Below are 17690 nucleotides of genomic sequence, written 5' to 3' on the forward strand. Positions count from 1 at the left end.
TTATATGAGAAACGTTACTCCCGTCAAGGTTGGAAACCTTACGCTCGACGGCAAGCATATTTACATACAATCGATGCTGAATGTGCCTTCGACTGATATCGAGGGTTCTGTGGCACAGGCTGTAAGCCTTGAAAAAGCGGGCTGTGAGATAGTCCGTGCGGCTATCCCGAATATGGAGGCTGTTGCCCTTATCCCAGCCATAAAGGAAAAGATAAATATTCCCCTTGTGGCGGATATTCACTTTGACTATAAACTTGCTTTAGCGGCGGCTGATGCGGGTATCGATAAGATACGCATAAATCCCGGCAATATCGGCGATATGGAAAAAGTCAGAGCAGTTGTGAAAAAATGTACTGAAAAGCATATCCCGATAAGGATAGGTGTAAACGGCGGTTCTCTTGAAAAGGAGCTGCTTGCCAAATACGGTTCGCCATGCGCTGATGCCCTGGTCGAAAGCGCTATGGGTCACGTTAGGATACTTGAACAGTGCGATTTCGGTGATATCGTCATCTCACTGAAATCCTCGAACGTTAATATAATGGTGGAAGCTTACAGGAAACTTTCGCAGCTTTGCAGTTATCCTCTGCATCTCGGAGTTACCGAAGCGGGCACAGAACGCATGGGCATAATAAAATCTTCAATTGGCATAGGTTCACTTCTTGTTGACGGGATAGGCGAAACTATAAGAGTATCGCTAACAGATTCTCCCGAAAAGGAGATATATGCCGCTAAGGATATCCTCAAGGCCATAGGCAGAGGGAGCGGCGTTCAGATAGTTTCATGTCCTACCTGCGGAAGGACAAGGATAGATCTCATAGGTCTTGCCAAGCAGGTGGAAGAACTTACCAAGGATATCCACAAGGATATTAAAGTCGCAGTTATGGGCTGCGTAGTCAACGGCATAGGTGAAGCCGGGGAAGCTGATATAGGCATCGCGGGCGGTGACGGTAAGGCTGTCATTTTTGCCCACGGCGAAAAGCTGTTTACAGTATCCGAGGACAAGGCTTTACAGGCGTTGATGGACGAAATAGAGAAGTTATAAGATAGGACGGTTTTCAAATGGCTACACATACGATCGGTGAATATTTTGATGAATATAAAGATTCCATATCCGCAGACATAGCCGGGGGCAAGATACTCAGGCTCGTGTTTACGGAGGATATGAATGATCTGGAATGCGTTGCATCATTTGAAAATACTATCACCTTCGATTCGGTATCACAGTTTGAGCAGCGCATGAGAAATGCACTGAACTGTGGGTTCTCTCTTCATCCCAGATTTACCCCTGATAAGCTCACAGCTGAATATTTCGGTGAACTTTGCAAGTTCATGAAGAGCCGTTTTCCTTTTGTGAACGGCTTTCTTGATGATGCTGAGTCTACTTTTGACGGAAAGACCTTTACTGTTACATTAAAGCACGGCGGTTTTGAGCTTATGAAAAAAGCGGGGATATACACCGTATTTTCAAGGCTCGTCACAGAACTTTTCTCGACCCCTGCCGAGATTTCTTTCGAGGGTGTGCTTACCAATGATATGGAGCAGTACGAACAGGCGCAGAGAGAGTTCTTTGAATCCATGCCTATGCCCGATATCAAGGCATACGAAGAAAAAGCCGCTGCAGCAAAGGCTAATCCCGGCAGCGGAGAATCAGCATCAACAGAGTTCAGAACTGTCGATGTTGATTTCACAAGCCTGCATCTTCTTGGCGAGGGTGCTACCGTGCTCAAAGGTGGTCCTATTCAGTCCGAAAGCCGTGTTTACAGTATGGCAAGTCTGCCCAACGATTCTGCTTCACTTGAACATTTCAACGATGTGGTAACTGTCTGGGGTGATATTTTCCAGATCGAGACCAAGGAAACCAAAAACGGCAGCCTTATAGCTACCGTTTATTTCACTGATTATGAGTCCTCCTGTATGATGAAGATGATAGGTTCTTCCAAAAAGGGCAAGTTCATTAAGCTTACAAGAGATACCCTCGAAGCAATGATGGGTAAGATGAAAAAGGGTTCTACCATCATCGCCCGCGGCAAGATAGAAGAGGACGATTTTGACCATAATATATACTTCATGGCTGAAGATATCATGCTGGTCGGACGTGAAAAGGAAAAGGACACCGCTGAGAAAAAGCGTGTGGAACTCCACTGCCATACAAATATGTCTATGATGGACGCTCTTGCTGCGCCCGAAAAACTTGTTGCTAAGGCAGCAGGCTGGGGGCACAGGGCTCTTGCTATAACCGACCACGGCGTTGTACAGGGATTCCCTGCGGCAGGTACCAAGTGTTCGGATGTTCGCAAGGGCGGACAGGAATTTAAGATACTCTATGGTGTCGAGGCTTACGAGGTCAATAACGATGCAAGGATATTCGCAGGTGTTGACAGGCGCGAGCTCACTGATGAGATAATATGTTTCGACCTTGAAACAACAGGTACAAACGCTAAGGAAGATAAAATAATCGAGATAGGTGCAGTCAAACTCCGAGGTCTTGAGATAGTTGATAAGTTCGATATGCTTGTTGACCCCGAGATGCCCCTTACCGAGTTCATATCAAACCTCACCAATATCACCGATGATATGCTCAAAGGTCAGGCTGATATAAGAACAGCAATAGATGCGTTTATTGCTTTCTGCGGAGATTCTCCCTGCCTTGTGGCACACAATGCCCCATTTGATACGGGCTTTATCAGGAATACCTGCGAAAGGCTCGGTATAGATTTCAAATTTTCCAGCATTGATACCGTGCCAATGTCACAGCTGATGCTTCCTCAGCTTGAAAGGCACAAGCTGAATTACGTTGCCGAGCATTTCGGTTACGGAGACTTTCAGCATCACCGCGGTTGCGACGATGCCGAGGTGCTTGGACATATATTCATTGAACTTTCCAAAATGCTGATAGCCCAGTATCCTCTGGTGCTGATAACCGTTGATATGCTTAACGGTCTTCTGGGTGAGCTTGACAGCGTTACCGAAACAAAGGACGTCTTCCATCAGATAATACTTGTAAGGAACAATATCGGTCTGAAAAATCTTTATAAGCTTATATCGGACTCCAACCTCAAATACTTCAAGCGCCGCCCACGTATACCCAAAAGCGAGCTGACAAAGCTTCGCGAGGGTCTTATTGTCGGCAGTGCCTGCGAGAGGGGAGAGGTCATTCAGGCTTACCTTGAAAACAAACCTTACGAATACATAAAGCAGATAGCCGCCTTTTATGACTATCTGGAGATACAGCCCGACGGCAACAATATGTTCATGCTGACGGCTGAAAAACCTCCTTACGACAGGATAAAGACTGTCGAGGACGTTAAGGACATAAACCGCTTCATAGTGAAGCTTGGCGAAGATCTGGGCATACCCGTATGCGCTACCGGCGACGTTCACTTCCTTAATAAAGAGGACGCAAAGTTCAGGGCGATAATACAGGCTTCAATGGGCTTTTCTGACTGTGACAATCAGGCACCGCTATATCTGAAATCCACAACACAGATGCTTGATGAGCTTTCATATCTCGGTGAAGATAAGGCTTTTGAAGTAGTTGTCACAAACACAAATAATGTGGCAGACATGATAGATGCTGATCTTCAGGCTTTCCCTGTGGGTACCTACACACCTTTTATCGAAGGTGCTGTGTATGAACTCCAGATAATCTGCTGGCGAAAAGCTTGTGAGCTTTACGGTGACTGCGACCCCATGTCAATAGAAGTTCCCGAGGGTGAGGACGTTGACGTTTCCGCATATTTCGAGGAACACGTTCACCCGCTGGTGTTCAAGCGTCTTAAACGTGAACTGGACTCCATCATCAAGCACGGATTCTCGGTGCTGTACATGATATCTCAGAAACTGGTTGCTTATTCTAACGAATGTGGCTATCAGGTAGGTTCCCGTGGTTCCGTTGGTTCCTCTTTCGTTGCTTCAATGTCGGGTATATCGGAGGTTAATCCTCTTGAACCCCATTACATCTGCCGCAAGTGCCATTATTCCGAATTCTTTGAAAACGGTGAATACGGCTCGGGCTTCGACCTGCCCCCGAAGGACTGCCCGAACTGCGGCATACCTATGCACCGTGACGGCCATAAGATACCCTTTGAAACGTTCCTTGGTTTCGACGGCGATAAAGCGCCTGATATCGACCTTAACTTTTCGGGTGACTGTCAGGGCAAGGTACATAAGTATACCGAAGAACTCTTCGGTCAGGATCACGTGTTCAAGGCAGGAACTATCGGTACTGTTGCGGATAAGACCGCTTACGGTTACGTGCGAAAGTACCTAGATGAACGCGGCAAGACCGCTAATGCTGCCGAGATACAGCGACTTGTCAACGGCTGTGTCGATGTTAAGAGAACAACTTCTCAGCATCCCGGAGGAATGGTCGTTATCCCGGGTGATTACGAAGTTTACGACTTCACACCCGTTCAGCACCCCGCTGATAAGGTGGATTCCGATATGGTCACTACCCATTTCGACTTCCATTCGCTTCACGATACCATACTGAAGCTTGACGAACTTGGTCACGATGTTCCTACCATGTATAAGTACCTTGAAGATTTCACCCATATGAACATCAATGACTGCCCCATGTCGGACCCTGCTGTATATTCGCTGTTCACATCGCCCGATTCACTGGGCGTTACCGCGGAAGATATCAAGTGCGAAACAGGTACTCTCGGCATACCCGAGATGGGTACACCTTTCGTAAGAGGAATGCTGCTTGAATCAAAGCCCAAGAACTTCTCAGACCTTTTGCAGATATCGGGACTTTCCCACGGTACGGACGTTTGGCTGGGCAATGCCCAGGAACTCATCAAAAATGGCACCTGCGATATATCCAACGTTATCGGTACCCGTGACAGTATCATGGTTTATCTGCTGGAACATCACCTTGAACCAAAGCTTGCTTTCAAGATTATGGAGATTACCCGTAAGGGTAAAGCGCCAAAACTTCTGACAGAAGAGATGAAGCAGGATATGAGAGCCCACGATGTTCCCGAGTGGTACATAGACAGCTGTCTGAAGATCAAGTATATGTTCCCGAAAGCCCATGCGGCGGCATACGTTACAGCCGCCATAAGACTTTGCTGGTTCAAGGTACACGAACCTCTGGCTTTCTACGCTACATACTTTACTGTCCGCGGCGAGGACTTTGACGCAGAAACGACCCTAAAAGGTATATACATGGTGCGCGACAAGATCGACAGGCTCAATAATATGTCAAAGGACGAACGCTCGGGCAAGGACAGCGGCGTGCTTGATATGCTGATGCTCACCAACGAGATGATGTCCCGCGGATACGAATTCCTGCCCATAGATATCAACAAGTCTCATGCATACATCTATGAGATAGAGGACGGCAAGATAAGACTGCCATTCGTTGCCATAAACGGCGTAGGTCTTAACGCGGCGCTTGCTATTTACGAAAAGGCAAAGAAGAACGACTTCATTTCCATAGAGGAATTCCAGATGAACAGCGGTATTTCCAAGACAGTCATTGAAGCACTTGAAAACATCGGTGCATTCGGTGATCTGCCGAAGTCCAGTCAGATTTCTCTTTTCAATTTTTAAAAGTTACGGAGCTGCTCTTTGCTTTGCAGGGGGCAGACTTCGCGTATATTAGGGGCGCTGTCTGCGTTCATATATAATTTACAAATTAATTTCTTGCATATTTGCACAAATCGGTTGACAAATCTTTGTCAGTATGCTAAAATATATCATGTTGATAATATGATACTATGTTAGCACTTTACTACAATAAAATGTAATACAAAGGAAAAACCATAATGAATAAGTTAGTTATATATATCCACGGCAAAGGCGGCAGTGCCGATGAAGCTGTGCATTATAAACCTCTTTTTACGGATTATGATGTTGTGGGCTTCGATTATAAGTCGCAGACTCCGTGGGAAGCAGAGAAAGAATTTACTGCTTACTTTGAGGCGCAGACTAAAAACTGTGACGAAGTTATACTGATAGCCAATAGTATAGGCGCTTATTTTTCGATGGCTTCGCTTTACGATAAAAAATTATCGCAGGCATTTTTCATATCTCCGATAGTGGACATGGAAAATCTGATAACTGATATGATGAAGTGGGAGAATATTACCGAGCAGGAACTTTCCACAAGGAAAGAGATTCCCACAAAATTCGGCGAGACCCTTTCATGGGATTATCTCTGCTATGTGCGCAAACACCCGATAAAGTGGGATATCCCCACTCATATAATTTACGGCGACGGCGATGACCTTACTTCTTATGATACGGTCAAGGCTTTTGCAGAAAAAATTTCCGCCGAACTCAGCATAATGAGGGGCGGCGAGCATTGGTTCCACACCGATGAACAGATGGCTTTTATAGACGAAACAATTAAAATCATTATAAAGGAAAGATAGTATGAAAAGATATGATCTTATAACCCCCGAGGGCACCAGAGACCTTTTGTTTGAAGACTGCCTTGCAAGGCGCGAAGTGGAGAAGACCTTAGCAGCACTTTTTGAGGGCTTCGGTTACAGTGAAGTAGTTACTCCCGGTATTGAATTTTATGACGCTTTCAGCGGAAGCACCAGAAATTTCAGACAGGAGAGCCTTTACAAGCTGACAGATTCCAAGGGCAGACTTATAGTTCTTCGTCCCGATTCCACTATACCGATAGCGAGACTTGCGGCAACAAGACTTAAAGAAGCAGATTCACCTCTGAGACTTTATTACAACCAGAGTGTTTTCTCAAACAATGCTCTGCTGAAAGGACGTTCCGATGAAGTTGTTCAGGCAGGTATCGAGCTTATCGGCGGCGATAACGTAAAGCGTGCAGACCTTGAAGTTCTCTGCACCGCTGTTGAAGCACTTGCAAGCTTTGACAAGGATAATTTCCGACTTGAGATAGGTCATATCGGCTATTTTAAGGAACTTGTTGCTCAGCTGAATGTTGACGAGGACGTTATCGAGGAGATAAGGCTGCTCATTTCCTCCAAGAATTTCCCCGCACTCAATGACCTGCTGGATGAGATAGGCGATAATGAGATCACACGTGCACTGAAACAGCTGCCCAGCCTTTTCGGTGGTATCGAAGTTCTTGACAAGGCAAGCGATATCTATGCAAACGATAAGATAACAGGGATACTCTACAACCTGAGAAAAGTCTTTAACCGCCTTTCAAGCCTTGGCTACGAGGGCAAGATATCAGTTGACCTCGGTATCGTAAGCCATACCGATTACTATACAGGCATCGTATTCAAGGGTTATCTTTCTGAGGTCGGACAGTCAGTACTCAAAGGCGGAAGATATGATAACCTTATCGGTTCTTTCGGCAAGGAGCTTCCCGCTGTTGGCTTCGGTGTGAATGTTGATTCCGTAGCACTGCATCTGGAGCGCATCGGAGCAAATCCCGCAGGCAAGCCTGTTGACGCTGTTATCTTCGGCGAAAAGGGCTATGTTGTTGAGGCTATGTCTTATGCTCAGAAGCTGGTACGTGAGGGCTGCAAGCTTGAACATTCGCTGTTCAATTCTTACGAAGAGACAGTTGAGTATGCAAAGAGCAAGGGCATAAAGAAAGTTATCACCGTAGGTGAGGATATCACCGAAAACAATATATAAGAGCATTTGAGAGGAGTTAGAAAAATGAATAAACCTTTGAGGATAGCTCTTACAAAGGGCAGACTTGAAAAGGATACTGTTGGACTGCTGGAGAAGATAGGTTACGACTGTACTTCTATCAGAGAAAAGGGCAGAAAGCTGATACTTCCCGTGCCTGACGGCAACCTTGAAGTTGTGCTTGCAAAAGCCAATGATGTAATTACATACGTTGAACACGGCGTCTGCGATATGGGCGTTGTGGGCAAGGATACAATACAGGAGATGGAAGGCAAGTTCTATGAGCTGATAGACCTGGGCTTCGGCAGATGCCGTTTCGCACTTGCCACCAAAAAGGGTCAGAGCTTCTACGGCGGATACAATGTCAAGACTCTTGCGACCAAGTACCCCAACATCACCCGCAAGCATTTTGAGAGCAAGGGCATGGACGTTGATATAATCAAGATAGAGGGTTCTGTTGAACTTGCACCACTGCTTGAACTGGCTGACGGTATAGTTGATATCGTCGAGACAGGTACTACACTTAAAGAGAATGGTCTTGAGATAATCGAGGACAACATCTGCCCCATATCCGCAAGACTTATCGTGAATACAGTCAGCATGAAGATGCGCCAGAGCGAGATAGAGAACTTTGTTTCTCTGGTTGAGAAAAATCTGTGATAACAGGTTTTAAGGAGGATGTACAAATGTCACTGATAAAGAAGATATATGTAAACGGCAAGGACGAAGTCGAGTTTTTCAAGCAGCTTGAAGAGAGAAGCGGCGAGACCGACAAGAAAGTATCTGCCGTTGTAAATGAGATAATAGATACAGTAAGAAAGGGCGGCGACGCTGCTGTTAAGGCTTATACCGAGAAGTTTGACGGCAAGCTCCCCGAGTATTACGAGGTTCCCCGCGACGTAATAAACGATGCACTTACAGAAGCAGACCCCGATTTTGTAAACGCTCTGCTGAATTCTATTGAGAATATAACAGACTTCCACAACAGACAGAAGTCACGCAGCTTTGTTAATACAAAGGCTGACGGCTGTATACTCGGTCAGAAGGTAAGAGGTCTTGATAAGGTTGGTCTTTATGTACCCGGCGGCACGGCAGCTTATCCTTCATCTGTACTGATGAACGCTATCCCCGCAAAGATAGCAGGTGTTAAGGAAATAATCATGGTGACACCTCCCTTGAAGGACGGTACACCCAATAAGGATATACTCGTAGCAGCAGGTCTCTGCGGTGTTGACAGAGTATTCATGTCAGGCGGCGCACAGGCTATCGCGGCACTGGCTTACGGCACCGAGGAGATACCAAAGGTGGATAAGATAGTAGGCCCCGGAAACATCTACGTTGCAACAGCAAAGAAGCTGCTTTACGGCGTAGTAGATATCGACATGGTAGCAGGTCCCAGCGAGATACTTGTTATGGCTGACGAAACAGCAGACCCCAAGTTCGTTGCGGCAGACCTCATGTCACAGGCTGAGCACGACAAGCTTGCTTCTTCAATACTGGTAACCACCAGCGAAAAGCTTGCTGATGCTACTATCGCCGAGGTTGAGCGCCAGATGGCTTATCTTGAAAGAAAAGACATCATAAAGTACTCTCTGGAGAACTATGGTGCAATAATCATCTGCAATACCAAGGACGAAGCTGTTGATATGGCTAACAGATGCGCTCCAGAGCACCTTGAAGTTCTGTTTGATAACCCTCTGGAATACGTTGGCAGACTTGACAATGCAGGTTCTATATTCCTTGGTCAGTATGCTTCCGAGCCTCTTGGTGACTACTATGCAGGACCCAACCACGTTCTTCCTACCAGCGGCACAGCAAGATTTTTCTCGCCTCTGGGTGTAAACAGCTTTGAAAAGCGTTCAAGCTTCATCTACTATACCGAGGAAGCACTTCGTCAGGCTAAGGACGATATAGTTCTTGTGGCTGAAAAAGAGGGACTTACTGCACACGCTAATGCAATAAAGGTGAGATTTGAATGATAAAAGCAATTCTTACCATAGATGACATCGCATCAAAGAATACGCCTGCTATCGTAGATTATCTCTGCGATAAGGGGATAAGAGTTGTGATGTTCGCATGGGGCGAAATGGTAGAGAAAAACTATGATAATGCTGTCTATGCGCTGAAAAAGGGTATTATAGTCGGAAATCACAGTTTTTCACATCCGAATTTCTCAAAGCTGACATTTGAGCAGGGTGTTTCCGAGATAGAAAAGTGCGAAAAACTTCTGGACAAGCTGTATAAAGATGCAGGTGTTGAAAGAAAGATCAGACCGTTCCGTTTTCCTTACGGCGACAAGGGCGGCGATAACAAGGAAGCTTTTCAGACATATCTTGCAGAAAAAGGCTTTGATAAGCTTGATGACAGGACTATAACCTACCCCTGGTGGAAAGAAGAAGGTCTTGACAGGGATATCGACACTTTCTGGACATTTGACTTCGCAGAGTATAATATCCGACGTGGGAATGATTTTACCATTGACGATGTATGGAAGCGTGTGAATGATCCGGCTCCCGAATCCGGTGCGGCAATCCTCAAAGACGGCGGAAATCATATCATACTTCTGCACGCCCATGACGAAACAGAGGAACTTGTACCGGGATACTACAAGCTGTTTATTGACAAACTGCTTGAAAATGGTGTCGAGTTCGTTGAACCGAATTTTATACATATATAAATGCAGGAATTCCTTTAGCACGCCGTTCAGGCGTTTAAGATGATCGTGAACAGTGTGTGTTCAGGTGTGAAGCCCTTTAAGATCATGATATTTGGTAATGGAAGGCGGTTATTATGAGAAAAGCTGAGATTAAAAGAAAGACCCGCGAGACTGATATCGAGGTATTTGTAGACCTTGACGGCAGCGGAAAAGTCGAGATAGATACAGGCATAGGTTTTTTTGACCATATGCTTACAGCTTTCGGCGTACACAGCGGCATCGACCTGAAAGTAAAGTGCGAGGGCGACCTCTATGTTGACGCTCATCACTCGGTGGAGGATACAGGCATATGCATAGGCAAGGCTTTTGCCGAAGCACTGGGAGATAAGGGCGGTATCGCCAGATACGGTTCAGCTTATGTTCCAATGGACGAAGCACTCAGTTTCTGTTCACTTGATATAAGCGGCAGACCTTTCCTTGTGTTCAAGGCAGAATTTCATGATGATCGCTGCGGACAGTATGACAACTGCCTTACCGAAGAGTTTTTCCGTGCCTTTGCTTTCAATGCGGGCATAACTCTCCACGTTAAAGAGGAATACGGAAATAATGACCACCATATTATCGAAGCCATGTTCAAGGCTGTGGCTCATGCATTAAAGGACGCTATGGTCGAGACTGGCAAAGGTGTTCTTTCTACAAAAGGGGTGTTGTGATGATCGCTATAATTGATTACGGTGCGGGAAATATTTTCTCCGTTAAAAATGCGCTTGACCATCTTGGTGTCGAGAGCAAGCTGACTGATAAAAAGGAAGACCTCATCGCGGCTGATGAGATAATCCTGCCGGGTGTCGGCGCTTTTCCCTGGGCGATGAATATGCTGAAAAACAGCGGACTTGTGGATACTATAAAGGAACAGGCTAAGGTAAAGCCTTTTCTTGGTATATGCCTGGGTATGCAGCTGCTTTTTGATAAGAGCTACGAATTTGAAGAGTGCGATGGTCTTGGACTTATAAAGGGTCATGTCGATCTGATGACCGACCCGGGGCTTGTTATACCTCATATGGGCTGGAACAAGCTTGAATACAATAAGCAGGTACCTATTTTCAAAGGTCTTGGCAGAGATGAGTATGTTTACTTCGTTCACAGCTACAAGGCTTTCTGTGAGAACGAAGATAACCTCTATGCGTACAGCGAGTACGGTTCTAAAGTACCCGCTGTAGTGGGGGATAACGGCTTTGTTTACGGCTGTCAGTTCCACCCAGAAAAGAGCGGTGAAACAGGTCTGAAGATACTGAAGAATTTTGCTGAACTGGTCTGACAGACATTTTTGGCTATATATAAATAGTATTCGATTTTCAAGATGCTGGAGCCTGTACAGTATGACACGTCCACGTTTGCCGAACCGGACCACCTTATCTCAGACTGCCTCTGCGGTCATTCGCGGTCAGCCTGCCATCGTGCGCACAAGGCTTTCTACTATCAGGCTTTTTTGCCAAAAAGTTGTACGTTTTTGTACAACTATTGCAGAAATATGTCTCGATTAAATGAAAAATCATATATCTGCATGAGATCACATATGAGTTTTAATGCAGAACGACGATGAATTTTGAGGTTGTACAATGGAGATAAGCAGAACAAACATAGATAACGGAAATAAATTCGACTGGGGAAAAGCATCTGCGGATTACGCAAAGTACCGCGATATCTACCCCGAGGAATTCTATAAAAAACTGGTAGAGCTTGGTCTCGGTATCAAGGGACAGAAAGTTCTTGATATTGGCACAGGCACTGGGGTTCTTCCTAGAAATATGTACAGATTTGGTGCATACTGGACAGGTACCGACATTTCCGAGGAACAGATAGTGCAGGCTAAGCTGTTATCCGAAAATAGTTGTATGGATATAGCTTTCTTTGCTTGTCCTGCCGAAAAGCTGGGTGACATCGATAGCAGATTCGACGTCCTGACCGCTTGTCAGTGCTATTGGTATTTTGAACACGAAAAGACAGCGCCTCAGTTCGCAAAACTGCTTAATGAGGGCGGAAAGGTAGCTTTTCTGATGATGAACTGGCTGCCTTTTGAAGATGAGATAGCAGGAAAGACCGAGGAACTCGTCCTTAAATATAATCCCGAGTGGTCAGGCAAGGGCGATACCATGAAGCCCATAGCTGTTCCCGCAGCCTATCTTGAATATTTTGATGTTGAAGCAAGCGGAGAATTTCTTCTGCCCGTACATTTTACAAGAGAAAGCTGGAACGGCAGGATAAGAGCCTGCCGCGGTATCGGCGCATCTTCTCTTACCGAGGAACAGAAGTCAGAATGGGAGAAGGAGCATCTCGCTATGCTCGCCGCGTATCCGCAGGAGTTCGATATAATGCACTATGCGGCTTATGTTGTTCTGAAGAAAAAGTGATCTTCGAGGAGGGCGTTTTATGGCTTGGCGGAAGATAGTTTCTCAGGATGATATAGAAAATTTCTTGAATGAAACAAAGTGTATGCATGATTCTGCCGTAGTATCAGCTAATTACATAAGCGGTGTTTACTGTGATGAGAAGAAAGCTATGCATTTTCCTTACAACGGCACTACGTTGCTGCTGACGGTAGACAGTCAGTGGGTGGACAGGATAGAAATGCTGTTTACGGGAGTAAAGTACTGCTCGATAATGAAGCCTACTGATATCTGGGATTGCACATTGGAATTCCGTGATGATCTGTACGGAAAGAACAGGTGTGACAGCCTTATCGTCTGGACTGACGGCGGCAGATTTTCTCCCGAATACGAATTTGTGATCAAAAAGTTTTCGCTGAACGAGAGCTATACCTCTTTCGTAATTGCAGAGGGTATGAAATGGCGGTACGCTAAAGAGGCGGACGAGCTCGACTGCCTTGACGAGGACTATGAGAGATATACATGATATTACCGATATGGAGGTAAAAATATGCTTGCAAAAAGGATAATACCCTGCCTTGATGTCCGTGACGGCAAGGTAGTAAAGGGCGTAAATTTTGAGGGTATAAAAGAGGTCGGAGACCCTGTTGAGTGTGCTCTGGAATACAACAAACAGGGTGCTGACGAAATTGTATTTTATGATATAACCGCGTCCCACGAGGGCAGGGGAGTCATGCTTGACGTAGTACGCAATACCGCGAAAAAGGTATTTGTCCCCCTGACCGTCGGCGGCGGTATAAAGACAGTTGACGATATCCGTGAGACCCTGCGTGCAGGTGCTGACAAGGTATCTGTAAATTCACAGGCTGTACAGAATCCTCAGCTTATCAAAGACGGCGCTGATATCTTCGGAAGCCAGTGTATATGCGTTGGTGTAGATGCAAAGGCTATCGGAGAAAATAAATGGACAGTTTTCATAAACGGCGGACGTATCGACATGAAAATAGACCTTATCGACTGGGTCAAGAAGTGCGAACAGCTTGGTGCAGGTGAGATATGCCTGAACTCCATAGATACCGACGGTGTGCGTGGAGGATTTGACCTGCCCATGCTGAAAGCCGTAGTTGACGCTGTAAAGATACCCGTTATCGCTTCGGGCGGTGCGGGAAAGCTTGGCGATTTTGCAGAAGCTTTTCTCAAAACCGATTGCTCCGCTGCACTTGCCGCAAGTTTGTTCCATTTCCACGAATTAACAGTTGGTCAGGTAAAGGAAGACTGCCGCTGCAAGGGTATCATCGTAAGGTGATATCATGAGCAAAAGTATCTTTGATTCTGACTGCGTAAGAAAAGTTGACAGCCCCCTAAAGGTTGGTGTATAATGATAGTATACAAGGATACCCACAAGTTCACAGCGCATCAGCTTGAAAGATTGTTTCTATCCGTAAATTGGGAATCGGGAAAGTATCCCGAAAAGCTTGTTAAAGCTATGCGAGGTTACCATACCGTTTACAGTGCATGGGAAAATGATGAGCTTGTAGGTCTGATATGTGCAATGGACGACGGCATTATGACGGCATATGTTCATTTTCTTCTGATAGACCCGAAGTATCAGGGTATGGGTATCGGTGCTGAACTTGTAAGGCGTATAAAAGAGCATTACAGGGAGTATCTGAGCATAGTGATAATTGCTTATAAAGACAAGACAGGTTTTTATGAGAAATGCGGTTTCCTGAAAGAGGACGACACTGCACTTCCTATGATAATCACAAAGCTTTAATTCAGCAAACGTATATCGGAAAAATTGGTTTTCCAAAATAGCTCATTCCTGTGAGCTGTTTTGGTATACTATATAAATAACAGATCATAACGGAGGATAGATCATGGGAAAGATCAAAGTAGATTTAAATGATCTCGACAAGTATTTTGTCAAGAGCGAGCTTATACCTGCGATATGCTACGAGGTCAACACAAAGACCGTGCTCATGCTGGCATACATGAACAAGGAGAGCCTGAAAAAGACACTGGAAACAGGCTACACATGGTTCTGGAGCAGATCAAGACAGGAGTACTGGAACAAGGGCGCGACCAGCGGACATCTGCAAAAGGTGATATCCATTTACGGCGACTGTGATGATGATACACTGCTTGTAAATGTTGAGCAGACGGGAGTTGCCTGTCATACAGGTTCCTACAGCTGCTTCTTTAAGGAAATGTACAATGAAAATGAGGAGGAAAAATAATGACAGTTTATCAGGAGATATTTGAGGTACTGAAGGCAAGAAAAGAACAGTTTGACAAGGGCGAAGCACCCGAGAAGAGCTACACCTGCTATCTGTATCAGCAGGGCGTTGACAAGATCTGCAAAAAAGTCGGCGAGGAAGCAGCTGAGACAATCATTGCTGCAAAAAACGGCGACAACGCTGAACTCATGAATGAGATCAACGATCTGCTGTATCACGTAATGGTGCTGGCTGTAAATCAGGGTCTTGACTGGGCTGACGTTGAAAAGGTACTCGATGAGAGAAATGAGAAGATCGGTAATCTCAAGCAGTTCAAGACAGTTGACAAGAATACCTGATATCCGAAGAAATACATATCCAAAGCGGCAGAATTCTTTTCTGCCGCTTTTTGGCACACTTTTACTTTATTCCGAATATGATGTAGAGAAGCAGAAAACTTCATAATCTTATTCGGGAGGTATTCACATGAGCGAAACCATCAACAGACCTAACGGAAGCTTCAAAGAAGCCGTCTGCATCGACGCTATGCGGATATATGATTCGTGCAGTGCACAGGATTGTCTGGAGGACGTGGAATTCAGTTTCACTGAAGAGGATCAGGAAACGCTGAACGATGCGGCATACATCAAAACACAGTCTATAGATGTTACGGACATCAATTTTGCCATAAGTCCTGTGGCATTCAATCAGGGATTCTATTCGGTTGATGTTACCTATAATTTCCGCGGACAGATAGAAGTATTCAACGGCGAGAACACTCCGCCTGTGGTGATATACGGAAATGCCCTGTTCACCAAAAAAGTGATACTCTACGGCAGTGACGGCGGTACACAGAGGTTTGTTTCCGACAGCGGTCTTGTGACCCAGCAGGAGGCACCTACAAGCGGTTGCGCTTGCTGCAAGTCCCTTTGTACACTTCCCACCGCATCTGTCAGCCTTGTTGAACCCATGTGTCTTGATACCAGACTCACAGCCGCAGACCCAGAAACAGGGGAGCGCAGCGTGCTTGTAACCATCGGACTATTTGCGATTATATCCCTTGCCCGCGCAGTACCTCTGATGATACCTGTTTACGATTACTGTGTACCCGGCAAGGAGTGTACATCCACAAGCAGTACCCCCTGCGAGATGTTTGAGCAGATAGATTTTCCTACCAATGAGTTTTTTCCTAGGGGGATCGATCCTTCATGCTGTATGAGAAACAACGATATCTTTCAGCAAAAGGAAAGCTGATATAACCACGAAAGGCGCTTCTGCCGTGCTTCGGCGGAAGCGCTTTTAATGATTATTATATTTGATAATTGTTATAACCGTGTAAGCTATTGGAAATAATTAACCAGACGTTGTATAAACTGCATAATTATGTTGAAAATATTGTAGTAAAATGAGTATAGCAATTTTTATATAAACATGGTATAATGAATAAGTCAAATAAAACAAACCATAAAAAGGAGAGAAAAAATCATGTGGGCTTATGAAAGCGTTTTTTATCAGATCTATCCACTGGGTTTCTGCGGAGCGCCGTTTGAAAATGATGGTGTCGAAGAAAGCCGTATCCTGAAAGTCATCGACTGGATACCTCACATCAGCAAACTTGGCGCAAATGCCATTTATTTTTCACCTGTGTTCGATTCGGATACACATGGCTACAATACCCGTGATTACCGTAAGATAGACTGCCGTCTGGGTACTAACGAAGACTTTGCAAAGGTCGTTAAAGAACTTCACGCGGCAGGCATAAAGGTCGTTATCGACGGCGTTTTCAATCATGTGGGCAGAGGTTTCTGGGCTTTTCAGGATGTTCTTAAAAACCGCGAAAATTCGCCTTACAAGGATTGGTTCCAGATAAACTTCGGCGGAAACAGCAACTACAACGACGGTCTTTGGTATGAGGGCTGGGAAGGTCATTTCGACCTTGTAAAGCTCAATCTCAGAAATCCCGCGGTTGTTGACCATATACTGGAGTGCGTTACACAGTGGGTAAAAGAATTTGATATAGACGGTCTGCGTCTTGATGTTGCTTACTGCCTTGACTTTGATTTCCTAAAAAGGCTGCGTCAGCACGCAAACTGGGTCAAGGAAGACTTCGTCCTGATAGGCGAACTTCTTCACGGCGATTATGCACGCTGGGTCAACGATGAGATGCTTCATAGCTGTACCAACTATGAGTGTTACAAGGGACTGTATTCAAGCTTCAACAGCATGAATATGTTTGAGATATGCCATTCTCTGAAAAATCAGTTCGGCAGTGAGGGCTGGTGCAGATACCGCGGAAAGCATCTGCTGTCGTTCGTTGATAATCATGATGTAAGCCGTGTGGCAAGCATACTCACTAATGATAACCATCTGCCGCTGATATACGGACTGTTGTTTGGTATGCCGGGTATACCATGTGTTTACTACGGCTCTGAATGGGGTACCAAGGCTGATAAAAAGGACGGCGACCCCGCTCTCAGGGTGTCATTTGAAAAGCCCGAGTGGAACGACCTTACCGACCTTATCGCGAAACTTGCTCATATCCGCACTGAGTATAAGTGCCTCAGCTACGGCAGTATAAATATACCTGTGCTGACTAACAGACAGTGTATCATCGAGCGTGAATATGAGGGTGAGCGTATCCTCATTGCTATCAATGCTGATGACCAGCCCTATACTGCTCATTTCGATGCGAGATGCGGACAGGCTGAGGAGCTTATCAGTGGTACGGTTCACGATTTTGGCGGCGGCAGTGAATTGAAGCCCTATTCCGTGGAAGTTTGGAAAATGGAGAGGTAAGCTTTGGTATACGTTCGTATACTTTCGTATGCAGTCGTATACAGATTATAG

General features: G+C 45.5%; 17 protein-coding genes. All 17 read left to right on the forward strand.

Features of this window, described 5'->3' with window-relative positions:
• Positions 1-4 precede the first annotated feature (4 nt).
• The 17 genes from ispG (at position 5) to N773_RS0103215 (ending at position 17639) form a co-directional block, all read left to right on the forward strand.
• Positions 5-1042 (forward strand): flavodoxin-dependent (E)-4-hydroxy-3-methylbut-2-enyl-diphosphate synthase, encoded by a 1038-nt coding sequence (gene ispG, locus N773_RS0103135; protein WP_024856409.1) that lies wholly within the window; start codon positions 5-7, stop codon positions 1040-1042.
• A 17-nt stretch (positions 1043-1059) separates the two neighbouring features.
• Complete coding sequence (locus tag N773_RS0103140) at positions 1060-5559, forward strand: PolC-type DNA polymerase III (RefSeq protein WP_024856410.1); 4500 nt, start codon at positions 1060-1062, stop codon at positions 5557-5559.
• 215 nt (positions 5560-5774) lie between these two features.
• On the forward strand, positions 5775-6383 hold the full coding sequence (locus N773_RS0103145) for an alpha/beta hydrolase (protein WP_024856411.1): 609 nt from the start codon (positions 5775-5777) through the stop codon (positions 6381-6383).
• A gap of 1 nt (position 6384) precedes the next feature.
• Positions 6385-7584 (forward strand): ATP phosphoribosyltransferase regulatory subunit, encoded by a 1200-nt coding sequence (gene hisZ / locus N773_RS0103150; protein WP_024856412.1) that lies wholly within the window; start codon positions 6385-6387, stop codon positions 7582-7584.
• 24 nt (positions 7585-7608) lie between these two features.
• A complete protein-coding gene (gene hisG / locus N773_RS0103155) occupies positions 7609-8241 on the forward strand; it encodes an ATP phosphoribosyltransferase (protein ID WP_013498764.1) in 633 nt (210 codons plus the stop codon).
• A gap of 26 nt (positions 8242-8267) precedes the next feature.
• Positions 8268-9560 carry a histidinol dehydrogenase gene (gene hisD, locus N773_RS0103160; protein ID WP_196231596.1) on the forward strand — a complete coding sequence of 431 codons (1293 nt, stop codon included), beginning with the start codon at positions 8268-8270 and terminating at the stop codon, positions 9558-9560.
• Positions 9557-10258 (forward strand): polysaccharide deacetylase family protein, encoded by a 702-nt coding sequence (locus tag N773_RS0103165; RefSeq protein WP_024856414.1) that lies wholly within the window; start codon positions 9557-9559, stop codon positions 10256-10258. Before hisD ends, N773_RS0103165 begins: the two co-directional genes overlap by 4 nt.
• Before the next feature lie 113 nt (positions 10259-10371).
• Entirely contained in the window at positions 10372-10950 is a 579-nt protein-coding gene (gene hisB, locus N773_RS0103170) for an imidazoleglycerol-phosphate dehydratase HisB (RefSeq protein WP_024856415.1), read from the forward strand.
• Entirely contained in the window at positions 10950-11555 is a 606-nt protein-coding gene (hisH, locus tag N773_RS0103175) for an imidazole glycerol phosphate synthase subunit HisH (RefSeq protein WP_024856416.1), read from the forward strand. Before hisB ends, hisH begins: the two co-directional genes overlap by 1 nt.
• A gap of 301 nt (positions 11556-11856) precedes the next feature.
• On the forward strand, positions 11857-12648 hold the full coding sequence (locus N773_RS0103180) for a class I SAM-dependent methyltransferase (protein ID WP_024856417.1): 792 nt from the start codon (positions 11857-11859) through the stop codon (positions 12646-12648).
• A 19-nt stretch (positions 12649-12667) separates the two neighbouring features.
• The gene (locus N773_RS0103185; protein ID WP_024856418.1) at positions 12668-13150 is read left to right on the forward strand and encodes a hypothetical protein; all 483 of its coding nucleotides are present in this window, start codon (positions 12668-12670) and stop codon (positions 13148-13150) included.
• A gap of 24 nt (positions 13151-13174) precedes the next feature.
• Positions 13175-13930: an imidazole glycerol phosphate synthase subunit HisF gene (hisF, locus tag N773_RS0103190; protein WP_024856419.1), complete on the forward strand. Its 756-nt coding sequence runs from the start codon at positions 13175-13177 to the stop codon at positions 13928-13930.
• A gap of 72 nt (positions 13931-14002) precedes the next feature.
• A complete protein-coding gene (locus N773_RS0103195; protein WP_043537759.1) occupies positions 14003-14401 on the forward strand; it encodes a GNAT family N-acetyltransferase in 399 nt (132 codons plus the stop codon).
• Positions 14402-14504: 103 nt separating this feature from the next.
• The gene (gene hisI / locus N773_RS0103200; protein ID WP_024856421.1) at positions 14505-14864 is read left to right on the forward strand and encodes a phosphoribosyl-AMP cyclohydrolase; all 360 of its coding nucleotides are present in this window, start codon (positions 14505-14507) and stop codon (positions 14862-14864) included.
• Entirely contained in the window at positions 14864-15202 is a 339-nt protein-coding gene (hisE, locus tag N773_RS0103205; RefSeq protein WP_013498752.1) for a phosphoribosyl-ATP diphosphatase, read from the forward strand. Before hisI ends, hisE begins: the two co-directional genes overlap by 1 nt.
• 127 nt (positions 15203-15329) lie before the next feature.
• A complete protein-coding gene (locus N773_RS0103210; RefSeq protein ID WP_024856422.1) occupies positions 15330-16097 on the forward strand; it encodes a hypothetical protein in 768 nt (255 codons plus the stop codon).
• Positions 16098-16328: 231 nt separating this feature from the next.
• On the forward strand, positions 16329-17639 hold the full coding sequence (locus N773_RS0103215) for an alpha-amylase family glycosyl hydrolase (RefSeq protein WP_024856423.1): 1311 nt from the start codon (positions 16329-16331) through the stop codon (positions 17637-17639).
• Positions 17640-17690: the final 51 nt, after the last annotated feature.

The organism is Ruminococcus albus AD2013 (assembly GCF_000526775.1).
In the GTDB taxonomy this organism is placed as follows: Bacteria; Bacillota; Clostridia; order Oscillospirales; family Ruminococcaceae; genus Hominimerdicola; species Hominimerdicola alba_A.

Bases quoted from the DNA above. Each gene is read 5' to 3' on its own strand.
- hisH (WP_024856416.1), top strand. From the start codon at position 10,950: ATGATCGCTATAATTGATTACGGTGCGGGAAATATTTTCTCCGTTAAA.
- N773_RS0103140 (WP_024856410.1), top strand. From the start codon at position 1,060: ATGGCTACACATACGATCGGTGAATATTTTGATGAATATAAAGATTCC.
- N773_RS0103215 (WP_024856423.1), top strand. From the start codon at position 16,329: ATGTGGGCTTATGAAAGCGTTTTTTATCAGATCTATCCACTGGGTTTC.
- ispG (WP_024856409.1), top strand. From the start codon at position 5: ATGAGAAACGTTACTCCCGTCAAGGTTGGAAACCTTACGCTCGACGGC.
- hisG (WP_013498764.1), top strand. From the start codon at position 7,609: ATGAATAAACCTTTGAGGATAGCTCTTACAAAGGGCAGACTTGAAAAG.
- hisE (WP_013498752.1), top strand. From the start codon at position 14,864: ATGACAGTTTATCAGGAGATATTTGAGGTACTGAAGGCAAGAAAAGAA.
- N773_RS0103210 (WP_024856422.1), top strand. From the start codon at position 15,330: ATGAGCGAAACCATCAACAGACCTAACGGAAGCTTCAAAGAAGCCGTC.
- hisZ (WP_024856412.1), top strand. From the start codon at position 6,385: ATGAAAAGATATGATCTTATAACCCCCGAGGGCACCAGAGACCTTTTG.
- hisB (WP_024856415.1), top strand. From the start codon at position 10,372: ATGAGAAAAGCTGAGATTAAAAGAAAGACCCGCGAGACTGATATCGAG.
- hisF (WP_024856419.1), top strand. From the start codon at position 13,175: ATGCTTGCAAAAAGGATAATACCCTGCCTTGATGTCCGTGACGGCAAG.
- N773_RS0103195 (WP_043537759.1), top strand. From the start codon at position 14,003: ATGATAGTATACAAGGATACCCACAAGTTCACAGCGCATCAGCTTGAA.
- N773_RS0103180 (WP_024856417.1), top strand. From the start codon at position 11,857: ATGGAGATAAGCAGAACAAACATAGATAACGGAAATAAATTCGACTGG.
- N773_RS0103145 (WP_024856411.1), top strand. From the start codon at position 5,775: ATGAATAAGTTAGTTATATATATCCACGGCAAAGGCGGCAGTGCCGAT.
- hisI (WP_024856421.1), top strand. From the start codon at position 14,505: ATGGGAAAGATCAAAGTAGATTTAAATGATCTCGACAAGTATTTTGTC.
- N773_RS0103165 (WP_024856414.1), top strand. From the start codon at position 9,557: ATGATAAAAGCAATTCTTACCATAGATGACATCGCATCAAAGAATACG.
- hisD (WP_196231596.1), top strand. From the start codon at position 8,268: ATGTCACTGATAAAGAAGATATATGTAAACGGCAAGGACGAAGTCGAG.
- N773_RS0103185 (WP_024856418.1), top strand. From the start codon at position 12,668: ATGGCTTGGCGGAAGATAGTTTCTCAGGATGATATAGAAAATTTCTTG.